This is a genomic window from Burkholderia sp. Bp8991, from assembly GCF_003853795.1.
Classification (GTDB): domain Bacteria; phylum Pseudomonadota; class Gammaproteobacteria; order Burkholderiales; family Burkholderiaceae; genus Burkholderia.
The window spans coordinates 14,226-40,282 of record NZ_QTQJ01000044.1 but is presented as its reverse complement, the minus strand read 5'-3'; the positions used below and the strand labels follow the sequence as shown (position 1 = coordinate 40,282).

Annotated in this window: 25 protein-coding genes; 13 read left to right on the top strand and 12 right to left on the bottom strand. The window is 66.8% G+C overall.

Annotation, left to right across the window (positions count from 1 at the left end; all coding sequences use genetic code 11):
- Positions 1–52: 52 nt before the first annotated feature.
- The 4 genes from DIE02_RS32345 to DIE02_RS32325 form a co-directional block, all read right to left on the bottom strand.
- Complete coding sequence (locus tag DIE02_RS32345; RefSeq protein ID WP_124489279.1) at positions 53–1,225, bottom strand: FAD-binding oxidoreductase; 1,173 nt, start codon at positions 1,223–1,225, stop codon at positions 53–55.
- 208 nt (positions 1,226–1,433) lie between these two features.
- A complete protein-coding gene (locus DIE02_RS32340) occupies positions 1,434–2,585 on the bottom strand; it encodes a branched-chain amino acid ABC transporter substrate-binding protein (protein WP_124489278.1) in 1,152 nt (383 codons plus the stop codon).
- A gap of 428 nt (positions 2,586–3,013) precedes the next feature.
- Positions 3,014–3,205 carry a CsbD family protein gene (locus DIE02_RS32330; RefSeq protein ID WP_124530190.1) on the bottom strand — a complete coding sequence of 64 codons (192 nt, stop codon included), beginning with the start codon at positions 3,203–3,205 and terminating at the stop codon, positions 3,014–3,016.
- A 156-nt stretch (positions 3,206–3,361) separates the two neighbouring features.
- Positions 3,362–4,897 carry a helix-turn-helix transcriptional regulator gene (locus tag DIE02_RS32325; protein ID WP_124524189.1) on the bottom strand — a complete coding sequence of 512 codons (1,536 nt, stop codon included), beginning with the start codon at positions 4,895–4,897 and terminating at the stop codon, positions 3,362–3,364.
- Positions 4,898–5,291: 394 nt separating this feature from the next.
- On the opposite strand from DIE02_RS32325, the gene DIE02_RS35725 reads away from it, so the two are divergent.
- From DIE02_RS35725 to DIE02_RS32315, 3 genes are read left to right on the top strand one after another with little or no spacing between them, the layout of a single operon-like run.
- Complete coding sequence (locus DIE02_RS35725) at positions 5,292–5,456, top strand: hypothetical protein (protein WP_167357956.1); 165 nt, start codon at positions 5,292–5,294, stop codon at positions 5,454–5,456.
- Positions 5,457–5,515: 59 nt separating this feature from the next.
- Positions 5,516–5,860 carry a BON domain-containing protein gene (locus DIE02_RS32320; protein WP_124530189.1) on the top strand — a complete coding sequence of 115 codons (345 nt, stop codon included), beginning with the start codon at positions 5,516–5,518 and terminating at the stop codon, positions 5,858–5,860.
- Positions 5,861–5,915: 55 nt separating this feature from the next.
- Entirely contained in the window at positions 5,916–6,113 is a 198-nt protein-coding gene (locus DIE02_RS32315) for a CsbD family protein (RefSeq protein WP_124489274.1), read from the top strand.
- Between the two features lie 227 nt (positions 6,114–6,340).
- Here DIE02_RS32315 and DIE02_RS32310 read toward each other — a convergent pair whose 3' ends face one another.
- Positions 6,341–7,369, bottom strand: coding sequence for a DUF1338 domain-containing protein (locus tag DIE02_RS32310; protein ID WP_124489273.1), 1,029 nt, complete (start codon positions 7,367–7,369; stop codon positions 6,341–6,343).
- Positions 7,370–7,596: 227 nt separating this feature from the next.
- Here DIE02_RS32310 and DIE02_RS32305 point away from each other — a divergent pair, with 227 nt between their 5' ends.
- The 3 genes from DIE02_RS32305 to DIE02_RS32295 all read left to right on the top strand — a co-directional run bounded on the left by DIE02_RS32305 (position 7,597) and on the right by DIE02_RS32295 (position 11,490).
- Positions 7,597–8,550: a LysR family transcriptional regulator gene (locus DIE02_RS32305; RefSeq protein ID WP_044848360.1), complete on the top strand. Its 954-nt coding sequence runs from the start codon at positions 7,597–7,599 to the stop codon at positions 8,548–8,550.
- Between the two features lie 463 nt (positions 8,551–9,013).
- Positions 9,014–10,642 carry an NADP-dependent glyceraldehyde-3-phosphate dehydrogenase gene (locus DIE02_RS32300; protein WP_124489272.1) on the top strand — a complete coding sequence of 543 codons (1,629 nt, stop codon included), beginning with the start codon at positions 9,014–9,016 and terminating at the stop codon, positions 10,640–10,642.
- A gap of 524 nt (positions 10,643–11,166) precedes the next feature.
- The gene (locus tag DIE02_RS32295) at positions 11,167–11,490 is read left to right on the top strand and encodes a DNA-binding protein (RefSeq protein ID WP_124489271.1); all 324 of its coding nucleotides are present in this window, start codon (positions 11,167–11,169) and stop codon (positions 11,488–11,490) included.
- 36 nt (positions 11,491–11,526) lie between these two features.
- Here the strand turns inward: DIE02_RS32295 and DIE02_RS32290 are convergent, their stop codons facing one another.
- Positions 11,527–12,762 (bottom strand): NADH:flavin oxidoreductase/NADH oxidase family protein, encoded by a 1,236-nt coding sequence (locus DIE02_RS32290; protein ID WP_124530188.1) that lies wholly within the window; start codon positions 12,760–12,762, stop codon positions 11,527–11,529.
- Positions 12,763–12,840: 78 nt separating this feature from the next.
- On the opposite strand from DIE02_RS32290, the gene DIE02_RS32285 reads away from it, so the two are divergent.
- Complete coding sequence (locus tag DIE02_RS32285; RefSeq protein ID WP_124489269.1) at positions 12,841–13,308, top strand: MerR family transcriptional regulator; 468 nt, start codon at positions 12,841–12,843, stop codon at positions 13,306–13,308.
- Between the two features lie 190 nt (positions 13,309–13,498).
- On the top strand, positions 13,499–13,819 hold the full coding sequence (locus DIE02_RS32280; protein ID WP_124489268.1) for a DUF1330 domain-containing protein: 321 nt from the start codon (positions 13,499–13,501) through the stop codon (positions 13,817–13,819).
- Positions 13,820–13,838: 19 nt separating this feature from the next.
- Here the strand turns inward: DIE02_RS32280 and DIE02_RS32275 are convergent, their stop codons facing one another.
- Complete coding sequence (locus DIE02_RS32275) at positions 13,839–14,675, bottom strand: NAD(P)-dependent oxidoreductase (RefSeq protein WP_044848354.1); 837 nt, start codon at positions 14,673–14,675, stop codon at positions 13,839–13,841.
- Positions 14,676–14,788: 113 nt separating this feature from the next.
- Between DIE02_RS32275 and DIE02_RS32270 the strand changes: the two genes are divergently transcribed.
- A complete protein-coding gene (locus tag DIE02_RS32270) occupies positions 14,789–15,892 on the top strand; it encodes a LacI family DNA-binding transcriptional regulator (RefSeq protein WP_124489267.1) in 1,104 nt (367 codons plus the stop codon).
- Between the two features lie 203 nt (positions 15,893–16,095).
- On the opposite strand, the gene DIE02_RS32265 is transcribed toward DIE02_RS32270, so the two are convergent.
- Positions 16,096–17,388, bottom strand: a complete 1,293-nt coding sequence (locus DIE02_RS32265) for an MFS transporter (RefSeq protein ID WP_124489266.1) — start codon at positions 17,386–17,388, stop codon at positions 16,096–16,098.
- A gap of 341 nt (positions 17,389–17,729) precedes the next feature.
- Between DIE02_RS32265 and DIE02_RS32260 the strand changes: the two genes are divergently transcribed.
- On the top strand, positions 17,730–19,202 hold the full coding sequence (locus DIE02_RS32260; protein ID WP_124489265.1) for a DNA-3-methyladenine glycosylase 2 family protein: 1,473 nt from the start codon (positions 17,730–17,732) through the stop codon (positions 19,200–19,202).
- Positions 19,199–19,732, top strand: a complete 534-nt coding sequence (locus tag DIE02_RS32255) for a methylated-DNA--[protein]-cysteine S-methyltransferase (protein WP_124489264.1) — start codon at positions 19,199–19,201, stop codon at positions 19,730–19,732. The genes DIE02_RS32260 and DIE02_RS32255 overlap by 4 nt, the downstream gene beginning before the upstream one ends.
- A 28-nt stretch (positions 19,733–19,760) precedes the next feature.
- Here DIE02_RS32255 and DIE02_RS32250 read toward each other — a convergent pair whose 3' ends face one another.
- Complete coding sequence (locus DIE02_RS32250; RefSeq protein WP_124489263.1) at positions 19,761–20,579, bottom strand: helix-turn-helix domain-containing protein; 819 nt, start codon at positions 20,577–20,579, stop codon at positions 19,761–19,763.
- 77 nt (positions 20,580–20,656) lie between these two features.
- Between DIE02_RS32250 and panB the strand changes: the two genes are divergently transcribed.
- The gene (gene panB, locus DIE02_RS32245; RefSeq protein WP_124489262.1) at positions 20,657–21,508 is read left to right on the top strand and encodes a 3-methyl-2-oxobutanoate hydroxymethyltransferase; all 852 of its coding nucleotides are present in this window, start codon (positions 20,657–20,659) and stop codon (positions 21,506–21,508) included.
- A gap of 19 nt (positions 21,509–21,527) precedes the next feature.
- Here the strand turns inward: panB and DIE02_RS32240 are convergent, their stop codons facing one another.
- Positions 21,528–22,019 (bottom strand): Lrp/AsnC family transcriptional regulator, encoded by a 492-nt coding sequence (locus DIE02_RS32240; protein WP_124489261.1) that lies wholly within the window; start codon positions 22,017–22,019, stop codon positions 21,528–21,530.
- 156 nt (positions 22,020–22,175) lie between these two features.
- Here DIE02_RS32240 and glmS point away from each other — a divergent pair, with 156 nt between their 5' ends.
- On the top strand, positions 22,176–24,005 hold the full coding sequence (gene glmS, locus DIE02_RS32235; RefSeq protein WP_124489260.1) for a glutamine--fructose-6-phosphate transaminase (isomerizing): 1,830 nt from the start codon (positions 22,176–22,178) through the stop codon (positions 24,003–24,005).
- Positions 24,006–24,152: 147 nt separating this feature from the next.
- On the opposite strand, the gene DIE02_RS32230 is transcribed toward glmS, so the two are convergent.
- Both DIE02_RS32230 and DIE02_RS32225 read right to left on the bottom strand, forming a co-directional pair.
- Positions 24,153–24,965 (bottom strand): hypothetical protein, encoded by an 813-nt coding sequence (locus DIE02_RS32230; RefSeq protein WP_124489259.1) that lies wholly within the window; start codon positions 24,963–24,965, stop codon positions 24,153–24,155.
- A 158-nt stretch (positions 24,966–25,123) separates the two neighbouring features.
- Positions 25,124–25,939 carry a helix-turn-helix domain-containing protein gene (locus DIE02_RS32225; protein WP_124489258.1) on the bottom strand — a complete coding sequence of 272 codons (816 nt, stop codon included), beginning with the start codon at positions 25,937–25,939 and terminating at the stop codon, positions 25,124–25,126.
- Positions 25,940–26,057: the final 118 nt, after the last annotated feature.

The window sequence follows — 26,057 nt, the reverse complement described above, 5'->3', positions numbered from 1 at the left end:
ATTGAGACACAAGGAGAATCCCGCCCACCACACACCGGGCGGTCACGCCGCGCTACACGACGTTCTTTTCGACGATCGGCCGGTTTTCGAGCACACGCTCCCAGCCGAGCGACGACAGGTCGAGCGATTCATATCGCCCGCCCAGGATCAGTTCGCTCACCCCACGCCCGGTCGCGGGCCCTTGCTGCAGCCCGTGCCCGCTATACCCGTTCGCGAACACGACGTTGTCGAGCTCGGGGTGATACCCGATGATCGCGTTGTGATCGAACACGTTGTACTCGTAGTACCCGGACCAGCAGTTCTCCACGCGCAGCGCTTCGAACTCCGGCACGCGATTCGCGAGCGTCGGCCAGATCACCTCGTCGAACAGGTCGTGATCGACCTCGTCGAGCGGCAGGTCGTCGGGGTCGCGATCGGGGCTCGGCGACGTCCCGCAGATGTACGTGCGTCCTTCCGGCCGGAAATACACACCGGTCGGATCGATCAGCAGCGGGCAATCGGTGAGCTTCGCCGGCGACGACACATTGAAGATGCTGCGACGCCGCGCGTACACGGGAATGTCGATGCCCATCATCGACGACAGCGTGCGCGTCCACGCACCGGCCGCGTTGACGAGCGTGTCGCATGCGTAGCGCTCGCCGTCGTTCGTCACCACGTGCGTGATCTTGCGACCATCGCGCACGACGCCGGTCACATCGGCCGGCACATACCGCGCGCCGAGCGCCTGCGCCTTCTTGCGCAGCGCCTGCACGAGCCCGTAACCGTCGAACCACCCTTCGCCGCTCGCGCCATAGGCGCCCGACACGAGATCGTCGACGTTCAGCCAGGGAAACTTCGCGCGCAGCGCGTCGCGATCCATCAACCGGATATCGGCGCCGAGCTTCGTCTGCAGCGCATGGTTCTCGCGCAGCGTCGCATCGCCTGCCGGCGTCGCGAGAAACAGGTAGCCGCCTTCATGCAGATCGATCGACGGGCGCGTGCCGTCGACTTCGAGCCGCTCGCCGATCGTGCGCAGGAAGTCGATCCCGAACAGCGACATCTCGATCGACAGCGGCGTCGAGAACTGCTGGCGAATCGACGCGGCCGACAGCGCCGACGACGATTTCGCATAGGTGGGATCGCGTTCGATGACGGTGACGGACACCGTCGGATCGGTAGCGCGCAGGAAATAGGCGATCGAGCTGCCGATCACACCACCGCCGACGATGACGACTTGAGAACTCACGACTGACTCCAGTTGCACGTGAAAGGCGCGGCCGGCCGGCCGCGCCCGAAGGTTGTTCGTGCCGCGTCGCGCGCGGCGCCGTGCGCGGCAGACCGTGCCCCCGGCGCATCGCCCCGACATGCGCCGCGATCGGATCCGATCGCTGGGGCTATTTCAGCACGTCCGGGCTCGCCGCGAAAGTCCGCGCGCGTTCGGGTAATTCAGGTACTCAGTCCGCCGTTTGCGTGGTGACGGGCTGCCACGCGGCGTTCTTCACTTCATACAGCGTCGAGCTCGGGTTCTTCAGGTCGCCCGTGTTCGTGAACGCGATCGTGCCGGTGATGCCGTCGTACCGCGTGCCCTTCAGCGCGCCGTTGAAATCGGCCGGCTTCGTCGAGTTCGCCTTCTGCATCGCGTTGATCGCGATCCACGTCGCGTCGTACGCGAACGGCGCATACGCGAGCATGTCGACGCCGTACTTCTGCTTGAATTTCGTTTCGAACTGCTTGCCCTTCGCGAGACGCGACAGCGGTTGTCCGTATTCCCACACCGACGCGCCTTCGGCCGCATTGCCCGCGAGCCTGATGAAGTTCGCGTTCATCACGCCGCCGCCGGCCAGGAACTGCGCGCGGATGCCGAGCTGGCGCATGCGCTTGACCAGCATCGCGGACTGCGCGTCGAGGCCGCCGAAGAACACCAGGTCGGCATTCGTGCTCTTGATCTTCGTGAGCTGCGCGCTGAAGTCGACGGCCTTGTCGTTCGTGAATTCGCGCGCGACGATCGTGCCGCCGTTCGCCTTCGCGGCCTTCTCGAATTCGTCGGCTTCGCCCTGGCCGAACGCGGTGCGGTCGTCGATGATCGCGATGCGCTTCGCCTTGGTCACGCTCGCCGCATACGCACCGGCATTGCCGGCGTTCTGCGCGTCGGTCGCGATCACGCGGTACACGGTGCCGAGCCCGGCGCGCGTGATGTCGGGATTGGTCGCCGACGGCGTGATCATCGGAATGCCGGCCTTCGCGTAGATCTTCGACGCGGGCAGCGTCGTGCCCGAGTTGAAGTGGCCGATGACGACGGCCACCTGCGCGTCGGTCAGCTGCTGCGCGGCCTGCACGCCGATGCGAGGATCGCTCTGGTCGTCCTGCGACGCGACGACGAATTTCACCGGCTTGCCGCCGATCGTCGGGTGCGCGGCGTTCGCCTCGTCGACGGCCATGCGCACGCCGTTCTCGATGTCCTTGCCATACGCGGCGCCGCCGCCGGTCAGCGGCACGGCGACGCCGACCTTGACGACGGTTTCCTGCGCATGGGCCGCGCCCGTCTGGAACGCGAGAATCGCAGCGGTCAATGCAATGCCGGAAAGCGAACGAATGCGGAACGTCATCGGCCAATCCTTCTTCTGTGGGTCGGGATGCGACGCGCGACCATCGCGCGCCGGCGACCTCCCGCGTGCCGGTGATTTTTTCTGTCGCCGGGGCATCGCTCATGGCGCATCGCCTGCCGGTCGATCACCGCGGTTCCGTCTCCGGAGAACCTGTCAGCGCGAAAGAGGTGAACCGATTGTGGGTAGCCAATACGCGTGCAGCAAACGAAATATCGGAACTATGTTGTGAGGAATTGTCATCAAGTGCCCGTGCCACCGATCCGCGGCCCGCGCGACGGCGGCCTGGAAGCAAACGCATCAAGCGGGATGCGCGCACGTACCGTTGCCCCAAGGCCGCGCCGGGTCATGCCGATGGAGAATCATCGCCGTGCCACACGGCGGCAACGCAGCGCACCTCGCGCGATTCGATCAATGGCGCCCGGTGCCGCTCAATGCCGGTCGGTGCCCGTCTGCTTGCGCACCGCATCGGCCGCCTCGCCGGCCTGTTCCTGACGCTTGCCGGCCTGCTGCTCCGCCACGCCTTCCGCTTCCGTCTCGCGGTCGCCCGTCACCTTGCCGAGCGCTTCCTTGACCGAACCCTTCACCTGTTTGAGCTTGCCTTCGATGCGATTCCTGTCCATGGTCGTCTCCTGCGATGAGTTGGGGGAGAGAGACGACGGCACGGCAGCCCGCGCCGCACCGCCGAGTGGACAGGATCGCAGCCGCGCGCCGCGCGCGGCAGATGCGGATGCACCAGCCTGCATGGTGCATTCGCACCGATGGCCCGACGGCCGGCGTCAGTTCTTGCCGTCCTTGTCGGCAGCTTTCTCGCCTCGCGCACCGTTCGCGTCGGACGTGCCGACAATCCCGCGCTCGCGCGCCCACACGATCGCCTCGCCGCGGCTATGCACGTCGAGCTTCGCGTAGATCGTCGCGACGTGATTGCGGACCGTGTTCGGCGCGAGCCCGAGACGGCCGGCGATCTCCTTGTCGGCGAGGCCGTGACACAGCAGGTCGAACACGTCGCGCTCGCGCGCGGTGAGATCCGACAGCTGCGCGCCCGCGTCCGGCGCATTCGCGCGCCGCACGTTCGCCAGTTTTTCGATCAGCGTGCGGCTGAACCACGACGCATCCTGCATCGCGGTCTCGATCGCATAGACGAGTTCCATCTCGGTGCGCTTGCGATCGCTGATGTCGAGCAGCGCGATCAGCAGGCAATCCTGCCCGTGAATCGCGACCGGCTCGGCCGACACGACGCAATCGCGCACGTCGCCGTCGCGCGTCCGGATCTGCACATCTGCGTTGCGCACGTTGCCGTCGCGCGCGAGCTGCGTGTCGATGCACTGCCGTGCGCCGCGTTCGGCCCACAGGCCGATCTCGTCCGCGGACTTGCCGAGCAGGTCGTCGCGCGCATGGCCGGCCATCCCGACGAACGCATCGTTCACGTCGAGCAGCACGAAACCGTCGGCCGTGACGATCGCGGTCGCGACCGGCGCCATCCGGAACGCCTTCGCGAAGCGCTCCTCGCTCTGCCGCAGCGCGAGCTCGGCCTGCTTGCGCGGCTCGAGATCCATGAACGTGAACAGCATGCACGGCTCGCCGTTCATGTCGATCGGCTGCCCGGCGACCACCACCGCCTTCGTGCCGCCGTCCGCGCGCTTGAGCACGGCCTCCATCTGCGGGATCGTCGCGCCCTCGCCCAGCCGCTCGATCGCGAGTTCGCGCCGCTCGGCCTGTTCGAGCACGTCGAGTTCGTAGACGGAGCGGCCGAGCACGTCGTCGCGCGCATGGCCCGTCATCTCTAGGAAGCCTTGATTGACCTTCACGTAGCGCAGGTCGTCGAGCCGGCAGATCACGGCCGGCGCCGGGTTCGCGTTGAACGTGCGCTCGAAGCGGTCCTCGGCGCTCGCCCATTCGGTCGCATCGTGCAGCACGAGCGCGAGACAGTCGGGCTCGCCGGCCGCGTTCGTCAGCACGAGGCTGCGGATCCGGTGAACCCAGCTCACGTTCTCGTCGGCCGCCGATTCGACTTCGACCGTCACGTCGCTGAACTCCTCGCCCGCGATCACGCGGTCCATCGGATAGTGGCCGTCGCGCACCGGACGGTTGTTCCGGTAGCGCAGCCGGAAGCGCTCGCGATACTCGGTGACGTCCGCGCCGAGCGCGTCGAGCTCGGTCACGCCGTGCATCGCGAGCGCGGCCTCGTTCGCCCATACGATGCGCTGGTCGGGTTCGATGAGGATCACGCCCTCGGTGAGCCCCGCGATGATCTGATGCAGCTGGCGCCGGTCGGTATGCGACTTGAGCACCTGTTCGTTGACTCGTTCGTCCATTGATCGGTGGTCCACGTGGTCGATATTGTTGCCGGGCGGGTCGCCGCCGCGCCGATAAGCCCCGACATGTGCGGCCGGCGCGCGCCGCGATGATCGCGTGCGGTCGACGCGGTCGAGACGCACGGATGCACCCTGCGCAATAGTACATTCGCATGCCGCGCCGCCTGCGTGCGCCGTCCCGCCAAGCGGCGCGCGGCGCGCCTCCCGCGTCTGTCGTCCCGCATCGCGCGTGTCACGACGCATTTCCCGTTCCCGCTTCCCCGTTCCGTCCCCGTGCAAACGCACTAGCCGATCCGGTGAATTTGCGCGATGCCCGCGTGCGTTCGCGCCGGTACGCTGGTACTGCATCGGCGCTCACGCGCTGCCCTTCCATACCGCAGAGGAGGACCAACTGATGAAGCTGCATCAGACACCCGATCCGACGCGGCCCGAGCCGGCTCCGGACAATCCGCCCGAACCGTCGCCCGGCACCGATCCGCCGGTGCCGCTGCCGCCCGACGTGCCGCGTCCGGACATGCCGCCGCGCGAGCCCGGCTACGACACGCCGATCGCGCGATGACGCGCGGCGCGCCTGCACCGACTCGCCCATCCATCACGTCAATCGAAGGAGCACATCCCATGAACAAGACCTCGAACCTGTCGGCGTTGCTCGCTGTCAGCGCGGCGTTCCTGCTTTGCGCCGCCCCGCTCACGAACGCACAGGCGTCGTCGTCCGACGACGGCGTGAAGACGGAATCGAACCAGCCCGTGACCGACACGTGGATCACGACCAAGGTGAAGAGCGAACTCGCGACCACCGAGGGCGTGAAGAGTACGCACATCAGCGTGAAGACGGTCGACGGCGTCGTCACGCTGACGGGCGTGCTGCCGTCGCGGGTCGCGGTGAAGAAGGCCGTCGCCGCGACGCGCTCGATCAAGGGCGTGAAGCACGTCGACGCAGCCGGCCTGAAGGCGAAGGCCTGAGCTATCACGCGGCCGCGTGCCGCACTTTTTTCTCCCCTTATGACAGGAGCGCATCATGAACGAGGACAAGATCAAGGGTCAATGGAAGCAGCTGACCGGCAAGATGAAGGCGAAGTGGGGCAAGCTGACCGACGATGACCTGCAGGTCGCCGAAGGCAACCGCGACTATCTGGCCGGCAGGATCCAGGAGCGTTACGGGATTGCGCGCGACGAAGCCGAGAAGCAGTTGAAGGAATTCGATCGCGAGCTGTAACGCGCCGGTCGTCTCACCCCGCCGCGGCGCATCCCGCGTCGCGGCCATGAAGAGGACAACGACATGGGCAAGTATCTGATCGCCTGGCTGCTCGGCGTACCGATCGGCGTGCTGCTGCTGTTCTATCTGGTGACGCACCTGTTCTGACGATCGCGGCGCCCATTCAACGCAAACGGGCCGGTGGCTATGCTCAGCCACCGGCCCGTTTTTTTCGTGCGGCGTCGCGCTTACTTCGCCGCGTTCGCCGTCATCTTGAAGATGCCCTGGGCGTTGCCCGCATCGAAACGCAGGTCCGTCACCCAGCGGCGCGCCGCCTGGTCGAACGTGCGACGGCGCGTGATGAACTCGTAGAACGAGCCCGGCACGTTGCGCTTCACCGTGCCGCCGTCGCGCGTGCGGAACTCGCGCTCGACGATGTCCGCGCGATACGCGGTCTGGAACACACGGCCCGAACGCGAGCGCTCGACTTCCGGCTTCATCGGCCGCCCCTTCGCCTTCTCGTCGTCGGACAGCTTGAACACGTCGGCCACGCGATCGGTCGCATGGTTGAACGCGTTGCCTTCGGTCGCGATCCACGCCATCTCGGCCGATTCGAGCAGCAGCGTTTCGTAGTCGAGTTCGTTCGGCAGGTCGTGCTGGCGCGCGAACGCACCGACGATCTCGGGCAGCAGCGCATGCGCAGCGTCGAGCGACAGCCAGCCTTCGCGCTCGATCTCCCACAGGAGCGCGACGGCCGCCGGCGACAGCGGATCGCGCGACGAACTCACGACGTTCGTCACGGCCTGCTGGAATTCCTTCGAGAAGCGCTCCGGATGCAGTTCGCTGACGAAGAACTGCGCGATCTCGTCCGGCGCGTCTTCGTGCGCATACGCGCGGCCGGTCATGCCGAGCTTGTCGAGCGGATAGCGGCCGTTCAGGCGGAAGCCGAGCGGACGCAGGATGCGCGTGAACGCGGCTTCGCCCGGCGGCAGCGCGCCCGTGTGCGGCCAGCGCACCGTGCGCAGCGCGCCGTGGTCGAAGTAGACCGAGCCGCCGTTTTCGATGGCATCGGCCGTATATGCGCGGCCGTTCGCCGAACGTTCGAGCAGCCCTTCGAACAGCGCCATGTTCATCGCCTGCGCGATTTCCGCGCGCGTGACGACGTCGGTTTCCCATTCGTCGAGGATGGCCGGCATGTTCAGGGTCGCGAACAGGGCGTCGGTCTTCGCCTGTCCCAGCAGCTTCGTCAGCAAGCTCTCGATATTCGGATTGCGCATCAGGATTCTCGTGTTCGGGGGACCGCCGGCAAACGTGCCGGCAACTCGATTGGCCGGCCGCCCAGCGGGCGCCTGGCCTTGCGTGGGATGCATTATTCAAAGGGTTGCAGCGGGGCGTAAAGCGAGATTAAATTGACACGTGATGAGTTTTTGGAATTATTCGCGGTCCCCACACGCGTCCGACGGCCCGCCGCGGGCCGGTCCGTTCGTCAGACAAAACGAGCATCATGCGCAAATTCAAGATCCCCAACATGGGTGCGCTCGTGGCTTTCGAAGCCGCGGCGCGCCACGAGAGCTTCACGCACGCGGCCAAGGAGCTGTTCCTGACCGAAAGCGCGGTATCGCGGCAGATCGCGACGCTCGAGGCGAGCCTCGGCGTGCGACTGTTCGCGCGCGTGAAGCAGCGCGTCGTCCTGACGCGCGCCGGCAAGCTGTACGGCACGCAGGTGCGGCGCGCACTGGAGGCGCTCGACCGCGACACGCTGTCGATCATCGCGCACGGCAGCGGCGGCGGCTACCTGGAACTCGCGGTGCTGCCGACCTTCGCGTCGCACTGGCTGATTCCGCGCATCAAGAGCTTCTACGACCGCACGCCGGACGTGCGCGTGAACATGGGCAGCCGCACCGACCTGTTCTCGTTCGAGGACACCCACTTCGAAGCCGCGATCCACTACGGCAAGCCGACCTGGCCCGGCACGTCGTCCGACTACCTGTTCGGCGAGGAAGTCGTGCCGATCTGCTCGCCGGCGCTGCTCGACGGGCCGGTCGAACGCGTCGAGGACCTGCTCGCGTATCCGCTGCTGCACTCCACCACGCGTCCCGGCGCGTGGGCGCAGTGGTTCGAGACGCACGGCGTCGAGGACATCCGCACGATGCAGGGCGTGCGCTATGAGCTGCACACGATGCTGATCAGCGCGGCCGCGGCCGGGCTCGGCGTCGCGCTGGTGCCGAAGTTCTTCGTCGAGGAACAGTTGCAGCAGCTCGGCCTCGTCGTGCCCTGCGACGCGGCGACGGTCGGCGATTCGGCGTACTACCTCGTGTATCCGACGGAGTTCAGCCACAGCAAGCCGCTGGAATCGTTTCGGGCGTGGCTGCTGGAACAGGCGAGCGCGTATGCGGCGCCGGGGCGGGACAGGGAGGACGATGACATGGATGCGGAGGACGACGAAGACGTCGAGTGATCGCGTCGCGTCACCGGAGGTCCGGTGCGCGCCGAGCCGGGCAACCCCGACCCGGCGCTCCGGGCAGCCGACCTCGCTTCGGCAGCGCGGCGGACCTTCTCTCTTTTCTTCACTGCGTCTGTTTTCTCTCAGGTTCCGGGCAATTTTTTCTTCGCCGCGCCGGGTCATTATCCGCTCAATGCGGCCGAAGTGAAACGTTTGCGTATGCACCGAGCGGCTTATACCCGCCATTCGGACACAATCCTTCAAATTGTTTACGCGTGGTGCGACAGCATTCGGCAAATCTTGCAATCGGCTCGGCGTTCCTTTTTAATGGAACTGGTTCCATTCCGCGTTTCGGCCATGCCGACGCGTGACGTCCCGTCGTCCGCGCGTCATCATGCCGATTCAGGATCGAGGATCGTTCAGCTCAGGATTCCGCATCGCCCGTCCTTACCGGACACCCCCGTCAAACGAGACCGTCATGCCCGATTCCGCTTCCCTGCAGCAGCTGTTTCCCGCCTATCAGGACATCCCCGCCGAGTTCCGGCTCGCAGCACCGATCCACCAGCGCGTGTCGCTGGTCGACGGCGAGCTGCGTCCGTGGGACGGCACGACCAAGACCGTGCTGTCGCCCGTGTGCGTGCGCCAGCCGGACGGCAGCGTCGCGCAGATGGAGATCGGCAGCTATCCGGTGATGGGCGAGACGGAAAGCGACGCGGCGCTCGACGCCGCGGTGCGCGCGTACGACTCGGGCCGCGGCGAGTGGCCGACGATGAAGGTCGAGCAGCGCATCGCCTGCATGCAGGACTTCATCAAGCGGATGGTCGCGCAGCGCGAGCTGGTCGTGAACCTGATCATGTGGGAAATCGGCAAGAGCCTCGCCGATTCGCAGAAGGAGTTCGACCGCACCGTCACGTACATGACGCAGACGATCGACGCGCTGAAGGAGCTCGACAACGCGAACTCGCGCTTCGTGATCGCGGAAGGCACGATCGGCCAGATCCGCCGCACGCCGCTCGGCGTCGTGCTGTGCATGGGCCCGTACAACTATCCGCTGAACGAGACCTTCGCGACGCTGATCCCCGCGCTGCTGATGGGCAACACCGTGGTGTTCAAGCCGCCGCAGTACGGCACGCTGCTGTTCGAGCCGCTGCTCGAGGCGTTCCGCGACGCGTTCCCGAAAGGCGTGATCAACACGATCTACGCGCCGGGCGCGGTGGTCGTGCCGCACATGCTCGCGTCGGGCAAGATCAACGTGCTCGCGCTGATCGGTTCGAGCAAGGTCGCCGATCACCTGAAGAAGCAGCATCCGAAGTCGCACCGGCTGCGCGCGATCCTCGGCCTCGACGCGAAGAACGCGGCGATCGTGCTGCCCGACGCCGATCTCGACCTCACCGTGAAGGAGTGCCTGCTCGGCGCGCTGTCGTTCAACGGCCAGCGCTGTACCGCGCTGAAGATGCTGCTCGTGCACCGCTCGATCGTCGACGAATTCCTGAAACGCTTCACCGCCGCGCTCGAACAGCTGAAGATCGGCATGCCGTGGGAGAAAGGCGTGAGCATCACGCCGCTGCCGGGCATGCATCGCACCGCGTACATGACCGACGCGATCGACGACGCGAAGGCCAAGGGCGCGCAGGTCGTCAACCACTCGGGCGGCGAGTTCAGCAAGACGCTGTTCTACCCGGCCGTCGTGTATCCGGTGTCCGAAGGGATGAAGCTGTATCGCGAGGAGCAGTTCGGGCCGATCATTCCGGTCGCGACGTTCGACGACGTGGAAACCGCGCTCGATTACGTGACGACCTCGGAGCACGGCCAGCAGGTCAGCATCTTCGGTTCCGATCCGGCGCAGATCGGCGCGCTCGTCGATCCGCTCGTGAACCAGGTGTGCCGCGTGAACATCAACTGCCAGTGCCAGCGCGGGCCGGACGTGTTCCCGTTCGCCGGGCGCAAGGATTCGGCGGAAGGCACGCTGTCGGTGAGCGACGCGCTGCGCGCGTTCTCGATCCGCTCGATGGTCGCGGCGAAGCAGACCGACGGCAGCAAGCAGCTGCTCGATTCGATCGTGTCGGATCACTACTCGAAGTTCATCAACACCGGCTTCATCTTCTGAAGCGCTGAAGCCGGGACGGCGCGTCCGGCGGGCCGCGAAAAAAACGTCTCGGATATGAAACATCCGGCGCATGCGGCGCGCGCCTTCAACGCGCGGCGGGTGGCGGCGGGTGGCGTCGCGGCTCGCCGCACGAGACCGTCCCGAGGCCGCGGGGACGCCGCCGACGCCCATGCTCCGCGACCTTGCAGCGCTTCGTCGATCGACACACTCGACCGTTTTCAACCCGGCGTTACGTTACATCGCTGAAGCATTTCGTCCGTCCGGCCCCTGTCGCGCGGCCGACCGCGATCGCGCGCGGCGGATGGGCGCCCTGCCCGATTTTCCGTGCAAGCCAGTCCCGGCGGGACGCGATGACCGCTGCCGCGCCCCGCGTCAACAGTGCTCAACAATCGGATCGAGGGCTGGTACGGAACCTGCATTCGCATTGCAGTGACAGCCGCGCCGACGATCGGCGCGAACACGAACCCGGATCGGGACGTCCCCCGGATACGCCCGAACGATCCACGCAAGCTGCGAGGCACATCATGGATGCGCTGCCCAATTCGTCCGATACGTCGTTCCAGATCTTCCTCGCGAAACTGCTCGAACAGCCGCAGCCCGAATGGACGGAAAAGCAGCAGATGGAACTCGAGATGGCGCGCACGCTGTCGACCCGGATGGTCAGCTACGCGGAAGCCATGCGCGGCGGCAGCGCGGATCTCGCGCACTGCCTCGTACTGCTGCGCTACGCGAAGGTCCTCGACTTCATGCTGACGTCGCTCGCCGCGCACCGCGACATTCATCCGCAGACGCTGCGCACGCTGTTCCGGCTCGCGAACCTGAAGGTCGACGACGCGTATCCGGTGTGAGCGGGCCTCGGGCAGCCCGACGCGCCGCGTGCGCGGCTAGCGCGCCGCCCGCCCCGCCATCCACTTGCGGTACCGCCGCGTCTGACACTGCGCGGCGAGTTGCTGCGACACCAGCGCGCGCAGCGGCGACACGCCCGGATGCGTACGCCGCCCGACGCTCAACCGGGCGAGCTGGAACTTCACGACGGCCATGTTCGCCAGCGCGCCCAGCGCCTTGTTCTTCCATCGGATCGGCTGCAGCGCCGGCGCGCTGTCCTTGCCGGCCTGCCAGTCGCGCGGCAGGTTCGGCTCGATCGACAGCGCGGTCGCGATGCCGACCATCGCCACGCCGCTCGCGACCACCTGCTCGGCCACCGCGCGACGCCGGATCCCGCCCGTAACCATCAGCGGCATCGCCGCGACGGCCGTGATGTCCCGTGCGAATTCGAGGAAATACGCTTCGCGGGCCAGCGTGCGTCCGTCGCGCGCCTCGCCCTGCATCGCCGGCACTTCGTAGCTGCCGCCCGACAGTTCGACGAGATCGACGCCCAGCGGATTCAGCAGTTCGACGACGCGCTTCGCGTCGTCCGCACTGAAGCCGCCGCGCTGGAAATCGGCCGAATTCAGCTTGACCGACACGACGAACGCCGGCGATACCGTCGCACGCACCGCGCGCACGATGTCGAGCAGCAACCGCGCGCGGTGCTCGATGCTGCCGCCCCACGCGTCCTGCCGGCGGTTCGTCAGCGGCGACAGGAACTGGCTCAGCAGGTAACCGTGCGCCGCGTGGATCTGCACGCCGGTGAAGCCGCTTTGCTCGGCGAGCTGCGCGGCGCGCACGAAGCGCTGCTGCACGTCGGCGATGTCGGCTTCCGTCATCTCCTTCGGCACCGGAAACTGCTTCGACAGCGCGCCGAGCGCGAGCGGCACGGCCGACGGCGCGATCGTCGTCTGGCCGAGCGCCGCCTGCATCTGGCGCCCCGGATGGTTGATCTGCATCCACACGTGCGCGCCGCCGGAGCGCGCGACCTGCGCCCATCGCCGGAAGCGGTCGAGATGCGCGTCGCTGTCGAGCACGACGCCGTTCGGCCCCGTCATCGCGCGGCCGTCCACCATCACGTTGCCGGTCAGGATCAGGCCCGCCCGGCCGTCGGCCCACGCCTGGTACAGGCGCAGCAACGCGTCGGACGGCGCGTGATCCGCATCGGCCATGTTCTCTTCCATCGCGGCCTTCGCGAGCCGGTTCGGGATCACCGCGCCATTGGGCAGCGTGAGGGGCGCAAACAGGTTCATGGTGGACTTCCTCGATTGACGATGCCCAACCATAACTTTAAAGTCAGCTTCAAGGTCAAGCCCCTCTGGAGCACGAGCATGAAAATCGGCGAGCTGGCGCGCACCAGCGGCATCGCGGCGTCGCGCATCCGGTTCTACGAAGCGAGCGGCCTGCTCGAACCGGCGCGCCGGCAGGCGAACGGCTATCGCGAATACGGGCCGGAAGCGCTGACGCGGCTCGCGATCATCGACCGCGCGCAGCGCGCGGGCTTTGCGCTCGACGAGATCCGCGCGGTGCTGCCGCCCGATCTCGGCGCATGGCCGCGCGACGAACTGCTGGAGGCGTTGCGGCACAAGGTCGACGAAATCGCGCTGCTCGAGCAGCGGCTCGCGCAGAACCGGCGCAACCTGCAGACGCTGATCGACGAGATCGCGAACAAGCCCGCCGGCGAGGATTGCGCGGGCGCCGCGCAACGCATGCTCGACAAGCTGTGCAAGGAGGAAGCCGAGTCGGTGCCGGCGCCTGCGCCGGTGGCGCACCCTCGGCCGATGCGCAAGCGCGCGTAGGCGCGGCGAGCGCACGCGTGCGCCGGGTCTTGCGGTGTGATTCACGCACGGCGGCCCGCGCGCACGGCTGCGCGGATTTGCTTACGTCGCAGGTAATCGACGCGCGCCGCGTGCGCATGGATCATGGCTTCACCGATCAACGACGAACGATCGACGATCGACGCATCGCATCGACACCCCGGAGCCTGCCATGACCGCCTACGCCATCGCCCACCTGCACGACGTTCACATGTGCGACGACATCGTCGAATACCTCGAACGCATCGACGGCACGCTCGCGCCGTTCGACGGCCGTTTCGTCATTCACGGCGCGCGGCCCGACGTGCGCGAAGGCGAGTGGCGCGGCGACCTGATCGCGATCGCGTTTCCCGATCTCGATACGGCGCGCGCGTGGTACGAATCGGACGCGTACCGGCAGATCCAGCCGCTGCGCGCGCGGCACGCGAGCGGCCCGTTGATCCTGATCGACGGCGTGGACGAGCGGCACAAGGCGACGGACATCCTGCGCTGACCCGCGCAGCCCGCCTCGCTTACTTCGCGTTGCGCTCCATCGGCTCGCCGACGACGAACCCGCCGCCCTGGAAGCGTTGCGCGGGATCGTCGTACTCGGCGCTCGGCGCCGTCACCGGGAACAGCCCGGCGAACTGCTCGGAACTGTCCTGCGGCCGGAAGCCGAGGAAGCCGGCCTTCGTGTTGTCCCACCACTTCACCGGGTTGTCCGACACGCCGTAGACGATCGCGTGCCCGACGCGGTTCGTCAGCAGCGAGCAGCGCACGAGCTCGATGAAGTCGCGATAGCTGAGGAACGTCACGAGCATGCGCGGGTTCTTCGGCACTTCGAACGACGAGCCGATCCGCAGGCACACCGTCTCGATCCCGAAGCGGTCGAAGTAGTAGCGCGACAGCGACTCGCCGAAGCACTTCGTCACGCCATACAGGCTGTCCGGACGCTGCGGCGAATCGGCATCGAGCACTTCCGTGACCGGATGGAACCCGATCGCATGGTTCGAGCTCGCGAACACGACGCGCTTCACGCCGTGCTTGCGCGCGGCTTCGTACAGGTTGTACGTGCCGGTGATGTTCGCATCGACGAGATCGTCGAACGGCGCGTCGACCGAAATGCCGCCGAGGTGGACGATCGCGTCGACGCCGTCGACGAGCTCCATCACAGCCGGCCGGTCGGCCAGGTCGACGACCCGGGTTTCTTCGTGCGGGGCGGCGTCGCCCAGCGCGGCGATGTCGCTCACGCGCACGACGTCGGCCCAGTTCGCCAGCGCGCCGCGCACCTGACGGCCGAGATTGCCGGCCGCGCCGGTCAGCAGCAGGCGCCCGAACGGCTTGCGTGCGCCGGTGGATGTGGCGTTCATCGAATCTCCTTGAATCTGTTCTGAGGTGTCCTGGACGTCGCCCGAAACCGGCGGAGCCGGCAACCAATCGGAAAACGTTTTCCAACTATACGCGGGGCAAAAGCCGAACGTCAATGGTTGAACCTGTTCGCACCCATCCGCACTTTCCCGATATCGTCCGGCGGCCGGACGCCGGCTTTTTCTGCCACAATCCGGTGCAATCGAACGAAAACGTTACCCTTCCGATGAAAAAAGTTTCCCCGACGATCCGCGACGTGGCCGCGGAAGCCGGCGTGTCGGTCGCGACGGTCTCCAAGTACGTGAACGGCACGCAGCGCTTTTCGCCGACCGTCGAAGCGCGGCTCAAGGAAGCGATCGAACGGCTCGGCTACCGTTCGAACCCGCTCGCGCGCTCGATGATCACCGGGCGCACGCGCACCATCGGCCTCGTGATCCTCGACATCAGCAACCCGCACTTCACGAACGTCGTCAAGGGCGCGAACCGCGTCGCGCTCCAGCACGACTACACGCTGCTGCTCGTCGATACCGAGGAGAACCAGGCGCGCGAACGCTCGCTGATCGAGGCGCTCGCGCAGCGCGTCGACGGGCTGATCGTCAGCACGCGGATGCCCGACGACCAGGCCGGCTGGATGCTCGACCTGCACAAGCCGCTCGTGCTGCTGCGGCGCAGCCCCGGCCTGCCGATTCCGAGCGTCGGCATCGACAACCGGCTCGCCACCTACATGCTCGCGCGTCACCTGCTCAATCTCGGCCATACGCGCATCGCGTACCTCGGCTTCGGGCCCGCGCGCGTGAACGACGAACGGATCCAGGGCGCGCGCGACTGTCTCGCGGAAGCGGGGCTCACGCTCGACGTGCACGACGCACACGCGCCGACCGCCGAAGCCGGCGAGCGCGCATGCTCGCGCGTGATGCTCGGGCCGCAGCGTCCGCAGGCCGTGATCTGCTACAACGACCTGATCGCGCTCGGCTTCATGAAGGAAGCGGCGTCGCTCGGGTTCCGGCTGCCGCAGGACGTGTCGGTTGCCGGCGTCGACAACGTGCCGTACGGCGCATACGCGGCGCCCGCGCTGACCACCATCGACATCCAGAGCGAAAACATGGGCGAGCTCGCGATGCAGAAGCTGATCGACGCGCTCGCCGGGCGTACCGAGGCGAGCTATTCGACGTTCGAGCCGCGGCTGATCATGCGCGCGTCGACGGCCGCGGTGGGTTGAAGCGCGCATCGCGTTCGATATCCGCTGTATCGCTGCTTCGGCGTATCGTTGATTCGTTGATTCGTTGATTCGTTGATTCGTTGATTCGTTGATTCGTTGATTCGTTGATTCGTTGATTCGTTGCTTCGTCGCTTCGTCGCTTCGTCGCTTCGCAAACAAAAACGCGCCGCCTCCGGGCGGCGCGTTCGTTTGCCGTCACGCGATCACGCGTCGAGCTTCGCGGGCTTCATCTTCGGCGTGAGCATGTGCATGATCGCCAGCGCGAGCAGGTAGGCCAGCGCGCCGATCGCGAACAGCACCCAGTAGTGGCCCGTGCGTTGCAGCACCTGGCCGATCACTTCCGAGAACAGCACGCCGCCGATCGAGCCGGCCATCCCGCCGATGCCGACCACCGACGCGACCGCGCGGCGCGGGAACAGGTCGGACGCCGTCGTGAACAGGTTCGCCGACCAGCCCTGGTGCGCGGCGGCCGCGAGACCGACGATCAGCACCGCGATCCACAGGCTCTGCACCTGCGACACGAACGCGATCGGCAGCACGCAGCACGCGCAGAACAGCATCGCCGTCTTGCGCGCGCCGTTCACGCTCCAGCCCGCGCGCAGCAGCGCCGACGACAGCCAGCCGCCGCCGATGCTGCCGACCGTCGTCAGCGCATAGATGCACACGAGCGGCAGGCCGATATGCTGCATGTCCATCCCGCGCGACTCGTTGAGCCACTTCGGCAGCCAGAACAGATAGAACCACCACACCGGGTCGGTCAGGAACTTGCCGATCAGGAACGCCCACGTCTCGCGCTTGCGGATCAGTTCGCCCCAGCGCGGCGCGCCGGCATCCGCGTTCGCCGCGTCGAGCGCTTCGGCTTCGTCGCGCGGCTCGTCGTATTCCGCGGCGCGCGCGCGCGTGTCGGCCGTGCGATACATCACCAGCCACACCGCGAGCCACACGATGCCGATCGCGCCGATGATCACGAACGCCGCGCGCCACCCGTAGGCCACCGCGATCGCGGGGATGATCGCCGGCGCGAACACCGCGCCGATGTTCGCGCCCGAGTTGAAGATGCCGGTGGCGAGCGCGCGTTCGCGGCGCGGAAACCATTCGGCCGTCGTCTTGATCGCGGCCGGGAAGTTGCCGCCCTCGCCGATCCCGAGCAGCGCGCGCACTGCCGCGAAGCCCGTCACGGAGCCGACCGCCGCGTGCAGCATCGCCGCGATGCTCCACACCAGCATCGCGACCGCATACGAGATGCGCGTGCCGAGCCAGTCGACGATGCGCCCGAAGCCGAGCAGGCCGATCGCATAGAACGCGGAAAACGCCATCACGATGCGACCGTACTGCACCTGGCTCCAGCCGATGTCGTGCTGCAGCATCGGCGCGAGCAGGCCGAGGATCTGTCGATCCATGTAGTTGATGACGGTCGCGAAGAACAGCAGCGCACAAACGGTCCAGCGGTAGCGGCTGGCCGCGGTGCGCACGGCACCGACGACGGCGGATTGCATGAATGTCTCCGATACGCGGTCGCGCCCGTCGCGCCGCTGGATTGTGCTGTCCGTGACCGGCGACGGGCGCCGGGGCGGGCGGCGGCCCGCCCCTTGCGTGGCGCGGCCGCTCGTCCGTCGAGTTCTGGAAAACGTTTTTCAAAGGATAGGGCGTGGCCCGGTGCCGTGTCAGTCGGGGATTTCGATGAGTCATCTCAAAATTGGCCGCGCAAAAAGAGATGACTGTTTCGCAGAGTGGCATTAACCGTTTTTCCGGGATTCTCTCGCGTGCGAAACGGGGCCACGACGCGGGATGGCGCGTCGATACACATGTCCGATTCCAGCCAGAATCGGCGGCGCGGATGGTTTACAGTCGTCGCATGCGCCTCGATCCCGACACCTGCTACGACGCCCTGCTTGCGCGGAACCGCCGCTTCGACGGCTGGTTCTTCGTCGGCGTGTCGACGACCGGCGTGTATTGCCGCCCCGTTTGCCCGGTGAAACCGCCGAAGGCGCAGAACTGCAGTTATTACCCGACCGCCGCGGCCGCCGAGAAAGCCGGCTTTCGCCCGTGCATGCGCTGCCGGCCCGAGCTCGCGCCCGGCCACGGGCTGCTCGACCTGTCCGGCAATCTCGCCGACGCGGCCGCCACGCTGATCGAGGACGGTTTCCTGAACGAGCATTCCGTCGACGCGCTCGCGCGGCGGGTCGGCGTGACCGAGCGCCATCTGCGCCGGATCTTCGCCGCGCAGTTCGGCGTGTCGCCGGTCGAGTTCGCGCAGACGCACCGGCTCTTGATGGCCAAGCGTCTCCTGACCGATACCGCGCTGCCGGTGGCGGTCGTTGCCTCGACCGCCGGATTCGGCAGCGTGCGACGCTTCAACGATTTGTTCCGCCAACGCTACGGCCTCAATCCGCTGCGCTTGCGCAAGGGCGCCGGCCCATCCGCCGATGGCGACATGACCTTTCCGCTGCCGTACCGGCCGCCGTTCGCGTGGCCCGAGCTGATGCAATTTCTCGCGCAGCGGCGGATCGGCGGCGTCGAGCGGATCGACGCGCACGGCTATGCGCGCGTCGTCGCGCTGCCGAACGGCAACGGCGACACGCATCTGACGGGCTGGCTGTCCGTCACGCACGTGCCGCAGCGGTTTGCGCTCGCGGTGACCGTATCGCCCGCGCTGACGCCCGTCGTGCCGGCCGTGCTCGCGCGCGTGCGGCGGCTGTTCGATCTCGACAGCCGCCCCGACGTGATCGACGCGCATCTCGGCGCACTCGCGAGCGGCTCGCCCGGCTTGCGCGTGCCCGGCGCGTTCGACGGACTCGAGATCGCGATCCGTGCAATCGCGGGCGAACGACTGGCGACGACGCAGGCTGGTGAGGTGCTGGCGCGTGTGGCCGAACGCTTCGGCACGCAGGTGGACCACGCGCCGCCGGGGCTCACGCATGCATTGCCTTCGGCAGTAACGCTGGCGAGTGTGCCGCCGGCGGCGCTCGAAGCAACCGGCGTGACGCGTGATGCGGCGCAGGCGATCGTGTCGCTGGCACGTGCGGTCGCCGACGGCACGCTCGCACTCGAACCGATGGCGCCGCTCGATGCGACGCTCCGCGCGTTGCGCGCGCTGCCCGGCTTCGACGAATGCGCGGTGCAGTACGTCGCGATGCGTGCGATGGCCTGGCCGAACGCGTTTCCCGCCGACGACGCGTGGCTTGCTCCGCGCGCCGCCGCCGAACGTTTGCACATCGCATCATCCGCGCCGCACGCGGCGCACTGGGCGCCGTGGCGCGCGTATGCCGCACTGCATGTGTGGCGCCTTCATGGAGAAGTTTCGCGATGACGCACGCTCATCTGATTCCGAGCCCGCTGGGCGACATCGCCATCCGTATCGAGGACGATGCGCTGACAGGCCTTTTTTTCGTCGGCCAGAAATACTATCCGTCGCTGGCGATCGCGCCGGACACGGACGTACGCGGCGCGTCGCCGCTCGCGCGCAAGGTCGCCGAGGAAGTCGCCGAATACTTCACCGGTACGCGCGAAACCTTCTCGGTGCCGATTCATCTGCGCGGCACCGCGTTTCAGCGCAGCGTGTGGAAGGAACTGCTCGCGATTCCGTTCGGCGAGCTGGTTTCGTACGGCGACATCACCGAACGCGTCGGGCTGCCGATGAGCGCGGCGCGTGCCGTCGGCGGCGCGGTTGGCCGCAATCCTGTGTCGATCATGGTGCCGTGCCATCGCGTGATCGGCGCGTCGGGCAGCCTGACCGGTTATGCAGGCGGCATCGAACGCAAACGCGCGTTGTTGTCGCTCGAAGGCGCCGGGTTCGCGCGCGGGGAACGTCATCCGATGCAGCAGTCGCTGGCGTTCTGAATGAAGATCCGCGGCGCGCGTTGCCGCGTCACGCGCTCAGCGCCGGCCGACGCGCTTCACGCTTCGCATACGCGCCGGGCGTCACGTTGAACTTCGCCTGAAACAGCGCGATGAACGACGACGTCGAGTCGTAGCCCAGTTGCGCGGCCACCGCACCGATTGGCTCGCCCGCATCGAGCAGCGGCAGCGCCGCGAGCAGCCGCACGGCCTGCCGCCACTCGGTGAACGACAGCCCCGTGTCCTGCCGGAACAGACGCGACAGCGTGCGCCGTGTCGCACCGACCTGACGGCTCCATTCGTCCAGACTGCGCGTATCGCCCGGATGCGCATGCAAGGCACGCGCGATTTTCAGCAGACGCGAATCGTGCGGCAGCGGCACCGTCAGCGGCGCGGGCCGCATCCGCGCGATCCGGTCGGCGATCAGGCACACGAGCGCACCGTCCGGCCCCGACTCGTCGTAGTTCACCGGCAACTCGCCGGTCGCGATCACCAGCTCGCGCAACAGCGGCGTCATGCAGAGGATCATGCAATCGTCGGCGGCATCGTCGCGCGCGATCGCATCGTCGAGATACAGGCTGTGGAACGCGACGCAATCGCGCGTCGACACCGCGTGCGGCACGTGCGGCGGAATCCACATCGCATAGTGCGGCGGCAGCAGATGCCGGCCCGACGGCGTCGATACCTCCAGCACGCCGCTCGTCGCATACATCAGCTGGGCCCACGGGTGACTATGCGCGTCGACGCTCGCGTTGCCGGAAATCCCGAACGCACGCACGAACAGCGGCCTCGGCAGGCGCGCCATCGGCGGCACCGCGTACGGATCACCCGATTGTCCCGCCAGCGACATAAGACGTCCTCCGAAGGTCATTGCATGCACGATCGCGATGCTACCGTAACGACTCTTCTTTCTCACGGCTTCCGTTCATGAGCGCGCATACCCGCACCACCCGCAAGACCGTCACCGCGATCCGCGCGACGAAAGGCATCGGCAGCCTCGTCTCGCTCACCGCCTATTCCGCGCCGATGGCGAAGCTCGTCGACGAAGTGGCCGACGTGATCATCGTCGGCGACTCCGTCGGCATGGTGCTGTACGGCATGCCCGATACGCTGCGCGTCACGCTCGACATGATGAGCGCGCACGGCGCGGCAGTCGTGCGTGGCACCGCGCAAGCGTGCGTCGTCGTCGATCTGCCGTTTTCGACGTATCAGGAATCGCCCGCGCAAGCGTATCGCTCCGCCGCGCGGCTGCTCGCAGAAACCGGCGCGCAAGGCGTCAAGCTCGAAGGCGGCAGCGAGATGGCCGACACGATCCGCTTCCTGACGGAGCGCGGCATTCCGGTGATGGCGCACGTCGGCCTCATGCCGCAGCAGGCCAATGCGACCGGCGGCTTCCGCGCGCAGGGGATGGACCCGCGCTCGGCCGCGCAGGTGTTCGACGCCGCGTGCGCGGCCGAGCGGGCCGGCGCGTTCAGCGTCGTCGTCGAGGGCACCGCGGAAGCGCTCGCGCGCCATCTGACCGAAACACTGTCGATCCCGACCATCGGCATCGGCGCATCGCCCACGTGCGACGGGCAGGTGCTCGTGACCGAGGACATGATCGGCGCATTCGACGCGTACACGCCGCGCTTCGTGAAGCGCTACGCCGATGCGAACGCGGTGATGCGCGACGCGATCCGCCAGTACGCGCACGACGTGCGGCAGCGCGTGTTTCCCGAGCCGGCGCACTGCTTCGGGTACGGCAAGCCGCTGCAACTCGCGGCGGCCGCCACGGCGTGACGGCTGCGCTTACGCGCGATTACGCACGCTTGCGCATCGCATGCGCGACCCGCGCGTTCGCCTCGAACTTCGCACGATGCGTCGAGAAGAACGTCCGCACGTTGCGGACGTTCGATGCGCCGGTGAACAGCCGCCGCGCGAACGCGTCGTATTCGGCGACGTCGGCCAGGTCGGCCACCACCACGAAATCCGGCCCCGGCGACACGCGGTAGCACTGCGTGACCGCCGGCTCCGCGCACACGTAGGTTTCGAACGCGTCGTAGTCTTCGGCCGTCTGCCGGTCGAGGCTGATCTCGATCAACGCCGTGACCGCCGTGCCGATCGCGACCGGATCGAGCACCGCGAACTGGCGGCGGATCACGCCCGCTTCCGTCAGCCGCCGCACGCGACGCATGCAGGTCGGCGGCGACGACAGCGCGCGCTCGGCGAGTTGCAGGTTCGACACCGATGCGTCGTCCTGCAGGATCGCGAGAATGCGCAGGTCGAGATCGTCGAGCGTGATGCCGGCCATGGGCGGCTCCTTCCGGTCAGGGTGTGAAATTTAATTTCAACATGATAGACGACCGCCTGTCTGTTTCATCTTCTTATATATTTTGAAATTTAATTCCATTCGTGCGCCTCTACCATCGCTGTCACGGGTCCAGACCGGACATTTACGGAGCGCGCTATGTGTGGAATTGTCGGGGCGGTTGCCCAGCGGGACATCCTGCCGAACCTCGTCGACGGGCTGAAGCGGCTCGAATACCGCGGCTACGACTCGTGCGGCGTCGTGGTCTATCGCGATCGTGCGCTGGCCCGCGCGCGCAGCGTCGACCGCGTCGCCAACCTGCAACGCGAGATCGCCGGGCATGCGCTGTCGGGCTACACCGGCATTGCGCATACGCGCTGGGCGACGCACGGCGCGCCCGTCACGCTCAACGCACATCCGCACTTCTCGCCGAGCGACGACAACGCGCGCATCGCGCTGTCGCACAACGGGATCATCGAGAACTGCGATCAACTGCGCGCGGAACTGCAGGCGCATGGTTATGTGTTCGCGAGCCAGACCGACAGCGAGGCAATCGCGCACCTGATCGATCACCTGTACGACGGCGACCTGTTCGACGCGGTGCGCCGCGCGGTCGCGCGACTACGCGGCAGCTACGCGATCGCGGTGATGTGCCGCGACGAGCCGCACCGGATCGTCGGTGCGCGCGACGGGATGCCGCTCGTCGTCGGTGTCGGGGATGGCGAGAATTTCCTGGCGTCGGATGCGATCGCGTTATCGGGCATCACCGATCGGATCGCTTACCTCGAGAACGGTGACGTTGCCGATATCCAGCTGCATCGCTACTGGATCGTCGATGCGGCCGGCCAGCGCGTCGAGCGTGCGGTGCAGCGGGTGGCCGCGCATAGCGGCGCGGCCGACCTCGGATCGTATCGCTATTACATGCAGAAGGAGATCTTCGAGCAGCCGCAGGCGGTGGCCGATACGCTGCTCGATGTCGGGTCGATCATGCCGGAGCTGTTCGGCGACGGCGCGTGGCGCGCGTTCAACGACGTCGATTCGGTGTTGCTGCTCGCGTGCGGCGGCAGCTATCACGCAGCGCTGACCGCGAAGTACTGGATCGAGAGCATCGCGAAGCTGCCGGCGAGTGTCGAGATCGCGAGCGAGTTCCGGTATCGCGACAGCGTGCCGAATCCGCGCACGCTGGTCGTCGCGGTGTCGCAGAGCGGCGAGACGGCTGACGTGCTCGGGGCCGTGCACGTCGCGAAGCGGCGCGGGATGCTGCACACGCTCGCGATCTGCAACGTCGCGACGAGCGCGCTGATGCGCGAATGCGCGCTGCAGTTCGTCACGCGTGCGGGGATCGAGATCGGGGTGGCGTCGACGAAGGCTTTTACGACGCAGCTCGTGGCGTTGTTCTTGCTGACGTTGTCACTGGCGCAGGTGCGCGGGCGGTTGAGCGACGACGAGGAGAAGGCGCATCTGCGCGCGCTGCGGCATCTGCCCGATGCGATGTCGAAGGTGCTCGCGCTGGAGCCGCAGATCATGGGCTGGTCGGAGCTGCTCGCGCGACGCGACAACATGCTGTTTCTCGGACGCGGAATGCATTATCCGATCGCGCTCGAAGGCGCGCTGAAGATGAAGGAGATTTCGTATATCCACGCGGAGGCTTATCCCGCCGGGGAGTTGAAGCATGGGCCGCTGGCGTTGGTCAGTAACGAAATGCCCGTGATTGCGGTGGCGCCGAATGACGTGCTGCTCGAAAAGCTCAGGTCGAACATGCATGAAGTCAGCGCGCGGAACGGCAGGCTTTTCGTGTTCGCGGATGTGGACTGCGGGTTGGTGCCGAGTGAGGGGATCGAGGTGATTCGACTCAATGAGTACTACGGGCCGCTGTCGCCGATCCTGCATACGGTGCCGATGCAGTTGCTCGCCTATCACGCGGCGTTGGCACGGGGGACGGATATTGATAAGCCGAGGAATCTGGCCAAGTCGGTGACGGTGGAGTGAGGGGATATCGCGGAGGGCCGGGCTTTGCCGACCGGAAACCGACCGCACCACAATCGCACGCAATCGCGCAGACGACCGGCGCCGAAGCACGCGACATGCGTGCCCCCGCAAGCCGGTCGGCATCACCGCTCTGCACAGGAAAAAAACCTACTTCGACAACTTCAGCTTTTTCGCCAACACAACCCCGCTCGACGGACTCACCAGCGAGATCGCATTGATATCCATATGCACCCTGGAGATCCGGGTCGTAATGTCCGTCGGCTCGTCGATACTCGGATCGGCATGCTCGACTTGCTCGGTCAGATAAGGCCGAACCAGCCGCCCGGAAAAGACGAGCGCGAAGTCGCCATGCGCTTGAGCGTACACGGCAGGCGAAATCCGCATCCGGCTGCGAACCGTGGTCTTTTTGCCATGCCCGGAATCGAGTTCGATGATGTCGATCTGCTGGATGTACCCTTTCGCTTTCGCTTCGGGGGCGATCACGAGCCCTCGCCCTCGTGGCCCCTTCGTGACCTTCCGGAGCAGGATGCCCGTCCGGTCGCCGTGCTCCGCGTCGAACAGGTCGACGTCCAGCGTCAACAGGTGCCGCTGCGACCGGTACCTCAGCCCGTACTGCACCGGCACCACGAACGTCACGTCGCGATCCAGGCCGACGGCCGCCAGATCGGGATTCGGGGCATACCGGTCGGTTGCGTCGGAGACCAGGCCGCGAACCCGGTCGCTCAAGGAAGGCGGCGAGGGGCTGACGTGCAGCTTCTTCAGGGCATCCCGAATGGCAACCGGGTCGTCGCCGACGATCGATCGTGCGGGCGACGCGTCGTGATCGGCAGCAGGCGCGACGTGCGTCGTGCCGTCGACGGCCTCCGCCTCTGCATGCGCCGCGACGGGCGCCAGGATCATCGTCAAAGCGACGACGCACACGAAGCTCGAATGCCCCAACTTGGATTTCCGATGAAACACGAAGGCTCCTGATTTTCTTGCAGGTCGGTCAACGACGAGCACTATAGGGTGGAATGATAGGCAACGCATCCATTGTTTGAAATTCACCGATGCCCTGAGCGCCCCTTCGCCGGTTCATTGCCAGCCGAAAGCAGGCCAACGCCCCCTCCTCCGCAACCTCAACCCTGCCGATCCTCCCGCCGATACTCCGCCGGCGCCTTCCCGACCAGCTTGCGAAAATCGCGCGTGAAATGCGCCTGGTCGAAATACCCCAACGCCTGCGCCAGTTCCGCGAGATCGACCGGCTCGCCGCCGGCGAGCTTGTCGGCCGCCTCATGCAGGCGATAACGACAGATCACCCACTTCGGCGTCACGCCCACATAGTCGGAAAAGAGTTGCTGCAGCGTGCGCTCGCTCAACCCCGCGCGCTCGGCCAGATCGCGCACCTGCGTGAGCCCGATATCCTGCTGCAGCATCTGCAAAATGCCATGAATACGTTCGACCTGCGGATCGGCCGGCGGCAGCACCCGCAACAGCAGCGCCTCCGCGGCCGCCACCATCCCGGCATCATCCTCGGCACCGAGCACGGCGTCTTCGGCTTGCGCGTCGCCGCAATCGAGCAGCGTCGACACCGGCAGCACCTTGTCGGTCGACAAATGCACCGGCTTGCCGAAGAACGCCCGAAACGCGCCCGGCCGGAACCGCAAGCCAATCACCCGCCCGGCCCCGGCCAACGTCGTCTCGAACGCCCCCGACACCACGCCGAAGATCCCCGTCCGCCGCCGGTCGAACACCAGATTCACGCACGGATACGGCAGCGTGCGCTGCACATACGGCGGCTGGTCGCGCAGATCCCATTCGACGATCCAGTGGTGATCCAGCACCCCGGCCAGGTCGGCACACGGGTAATAGCGATTCAGGCGGAAGCGCTGATTGAAGGCTTTCGGGCCGACGACGCCTTTGGGCGTGTCGGTCACGTTACGCAAGTCGGCCATGGTGACGAACCGTTGAGGTGACTGCGTGATGATGCACCGCCGCAGCGGATTTTTCCAAGACGAAGCCGCGCGGCCGTCCTATATTGGTCGACCTGTCCCGAATGCACACCGGAGCCCG

Bases quoted from the DNA above. Each gene is read 5' to 3' on its own strand.
- DIE02_RS32340 (WP_124489278.1), bottom strand. From the start codon at position 2,585: ATGACGTTCCGCATTCGTTCGCTTTCCGGCATTGCATTGACCGCTGCG.
- DIE02_RS32330 (WP_124530190.1), bottom strand. From the start codon at position 3,205: ATGGACAGGAATCGCATCGAAGGCAAGCTCAAACAGGTGAAGGGTTCG.
- DIE02_RS32325 (WP_124524189.1), bottom strand. From the start codon at position 4,897: ATGGACGAACGAGTCAACGAACAGGTGCTCAAGTCGCATACCGACCGG.
- DIE02_RS35725 (WP_167357956.1), top strand. From the start codon at position 5,292: ATGAAGCTGCATCAGACACCCGATCCGACGCGGCCCGAGCCGGCTCCG.
- DIE02_RS32320 (WP_124530189.1), top strand. From the start codon at position 5,516: ATGAACAAGACCTCGAACCTGTCGGCGTTGCTCGCTGTCAGCGCGGCG.
- DIE02_RS32315 (WP_124489274.1), top strand. From the start codon at position 5,916: ATGAACGAGGACAAGATCAAGGGTCAATGGAAGCAGCTGACCGGCAAG.
- DIE02_RS32310 (WP_124489273.1), bottom strand. From the start codon at position 7,369: ATGCGCAATCCGAATATCGAGAGCTTGCTGACGAAGCTGCTGGGACAG.
- DIE02_RS32305 (WP_044848360.1), top strand. From the start codon at position 7,597: ATGCGCAAATTCAAGATCCCCAACATGGGTGCGCTCGTGGCTTTCGAA.
- DIE02_RS32300 (WP_124489272.1), top strand. From the start codon at position 9,014: ATGCCCGATTCCGCTTCCCTGCAGCAGCTGTTTCCCGCCTATCAGGAC.
- DIE02_RS32295 (WP_124489271.1), top strand. From the start codon at position 11,167: ATGGATGCGCTGCCCAATTCGTCCGATACGTCGTTCCAGATCTTCCTC.
- DIE02_RS32290 (WP_124530188.1), bottom strand. From the start codon at position 12,762: ATGAACCTGTTTGCGCCCCTCACGCTGCCCAATGGCGCGGTGATCCCG.
- DIE02_RS32285 (WP_124489269.1), top strand. From the start codon at position 12,841: ATGAAAATCGGCGAGCTGGCGCGCACCAGCGGCATCGCGGCGTCGCGC.
- DIE02_RS32280 (WP_124489268.1), top strand. From the start codon at position 13,499: ATGACCGCCTACGCCATCGCCCACCTGCACGACGTTCACATGTGCGAC.
- DIE02_RS32275 (WP_044848354.1), bottom strand. From the start codon at position 14,675: ATGAACGCCACATCCACCGGCGCACGCAAGCCGTTCGGGCGCCTGCTG.
- DIE02_RS32270 (WP_124489267.1), top strand. From the start codon at position 14,789: ATGGTTGAACCTGTTCGCACCCATCCGCACTTTCCCGATATCGTCCGG.
- DIE02_RS32265 (WP_124489266.1), bottom strand. From the start codon at position 17,388: ATGCAATCCGCCGTCGTCGGTGCCGTGCGCACCGCGGCCAGCCGCTAC.
- DIE02_RS32260 (WP_124489265.1), top strand. From the start codon at position 17,730: ATGGTTTACAGTCGTCGCATGCGCCTCGATCCCGACACCTGCTACGAC.
- DIE02_RS32255 (WP_124489264.1), top strand. From the start codon at position 19,199: ATGACGCACGCTCATCTGATTCCGAGCCCGCTGGGCGACATCGCCATC.
- DIE02_RS32250 (WP_124489263.1), bottom strand. From the start codon at position 20,579: ATGTCGCTGGCGGGACAATCGGGTGATCCGTACGCGGTGCCGCCGATG.
- panB (WP_124489262.1), top strand. From the start codon at position 20,657: ATGAGCGCGCATACCCGCACCACCCGCAAGACCGTCACCGCGATCCGC.
- DIE02_RS32240 (WP_124489261.1), bottom strand. From the start codon at position 22,019: ATGGCCGGCATCACGCTCGACGATCTCGACCTGCGCATTCTCGCGATC.
- glmS (WP_124489260.1), top strand. From the start codon at position 22,176: ATGTGTGGAATTGTCGGGGCGGTTGCCCAGCGGGACATCCTGCCGAAC.
- DIE02_RS32225 (WP_124489258.1), bottom strand. From the start codon at position 25,939: ATGGCCGACTTGCGTAACGTGACCGACACGCCCAAAGGCGTCGTCGGC.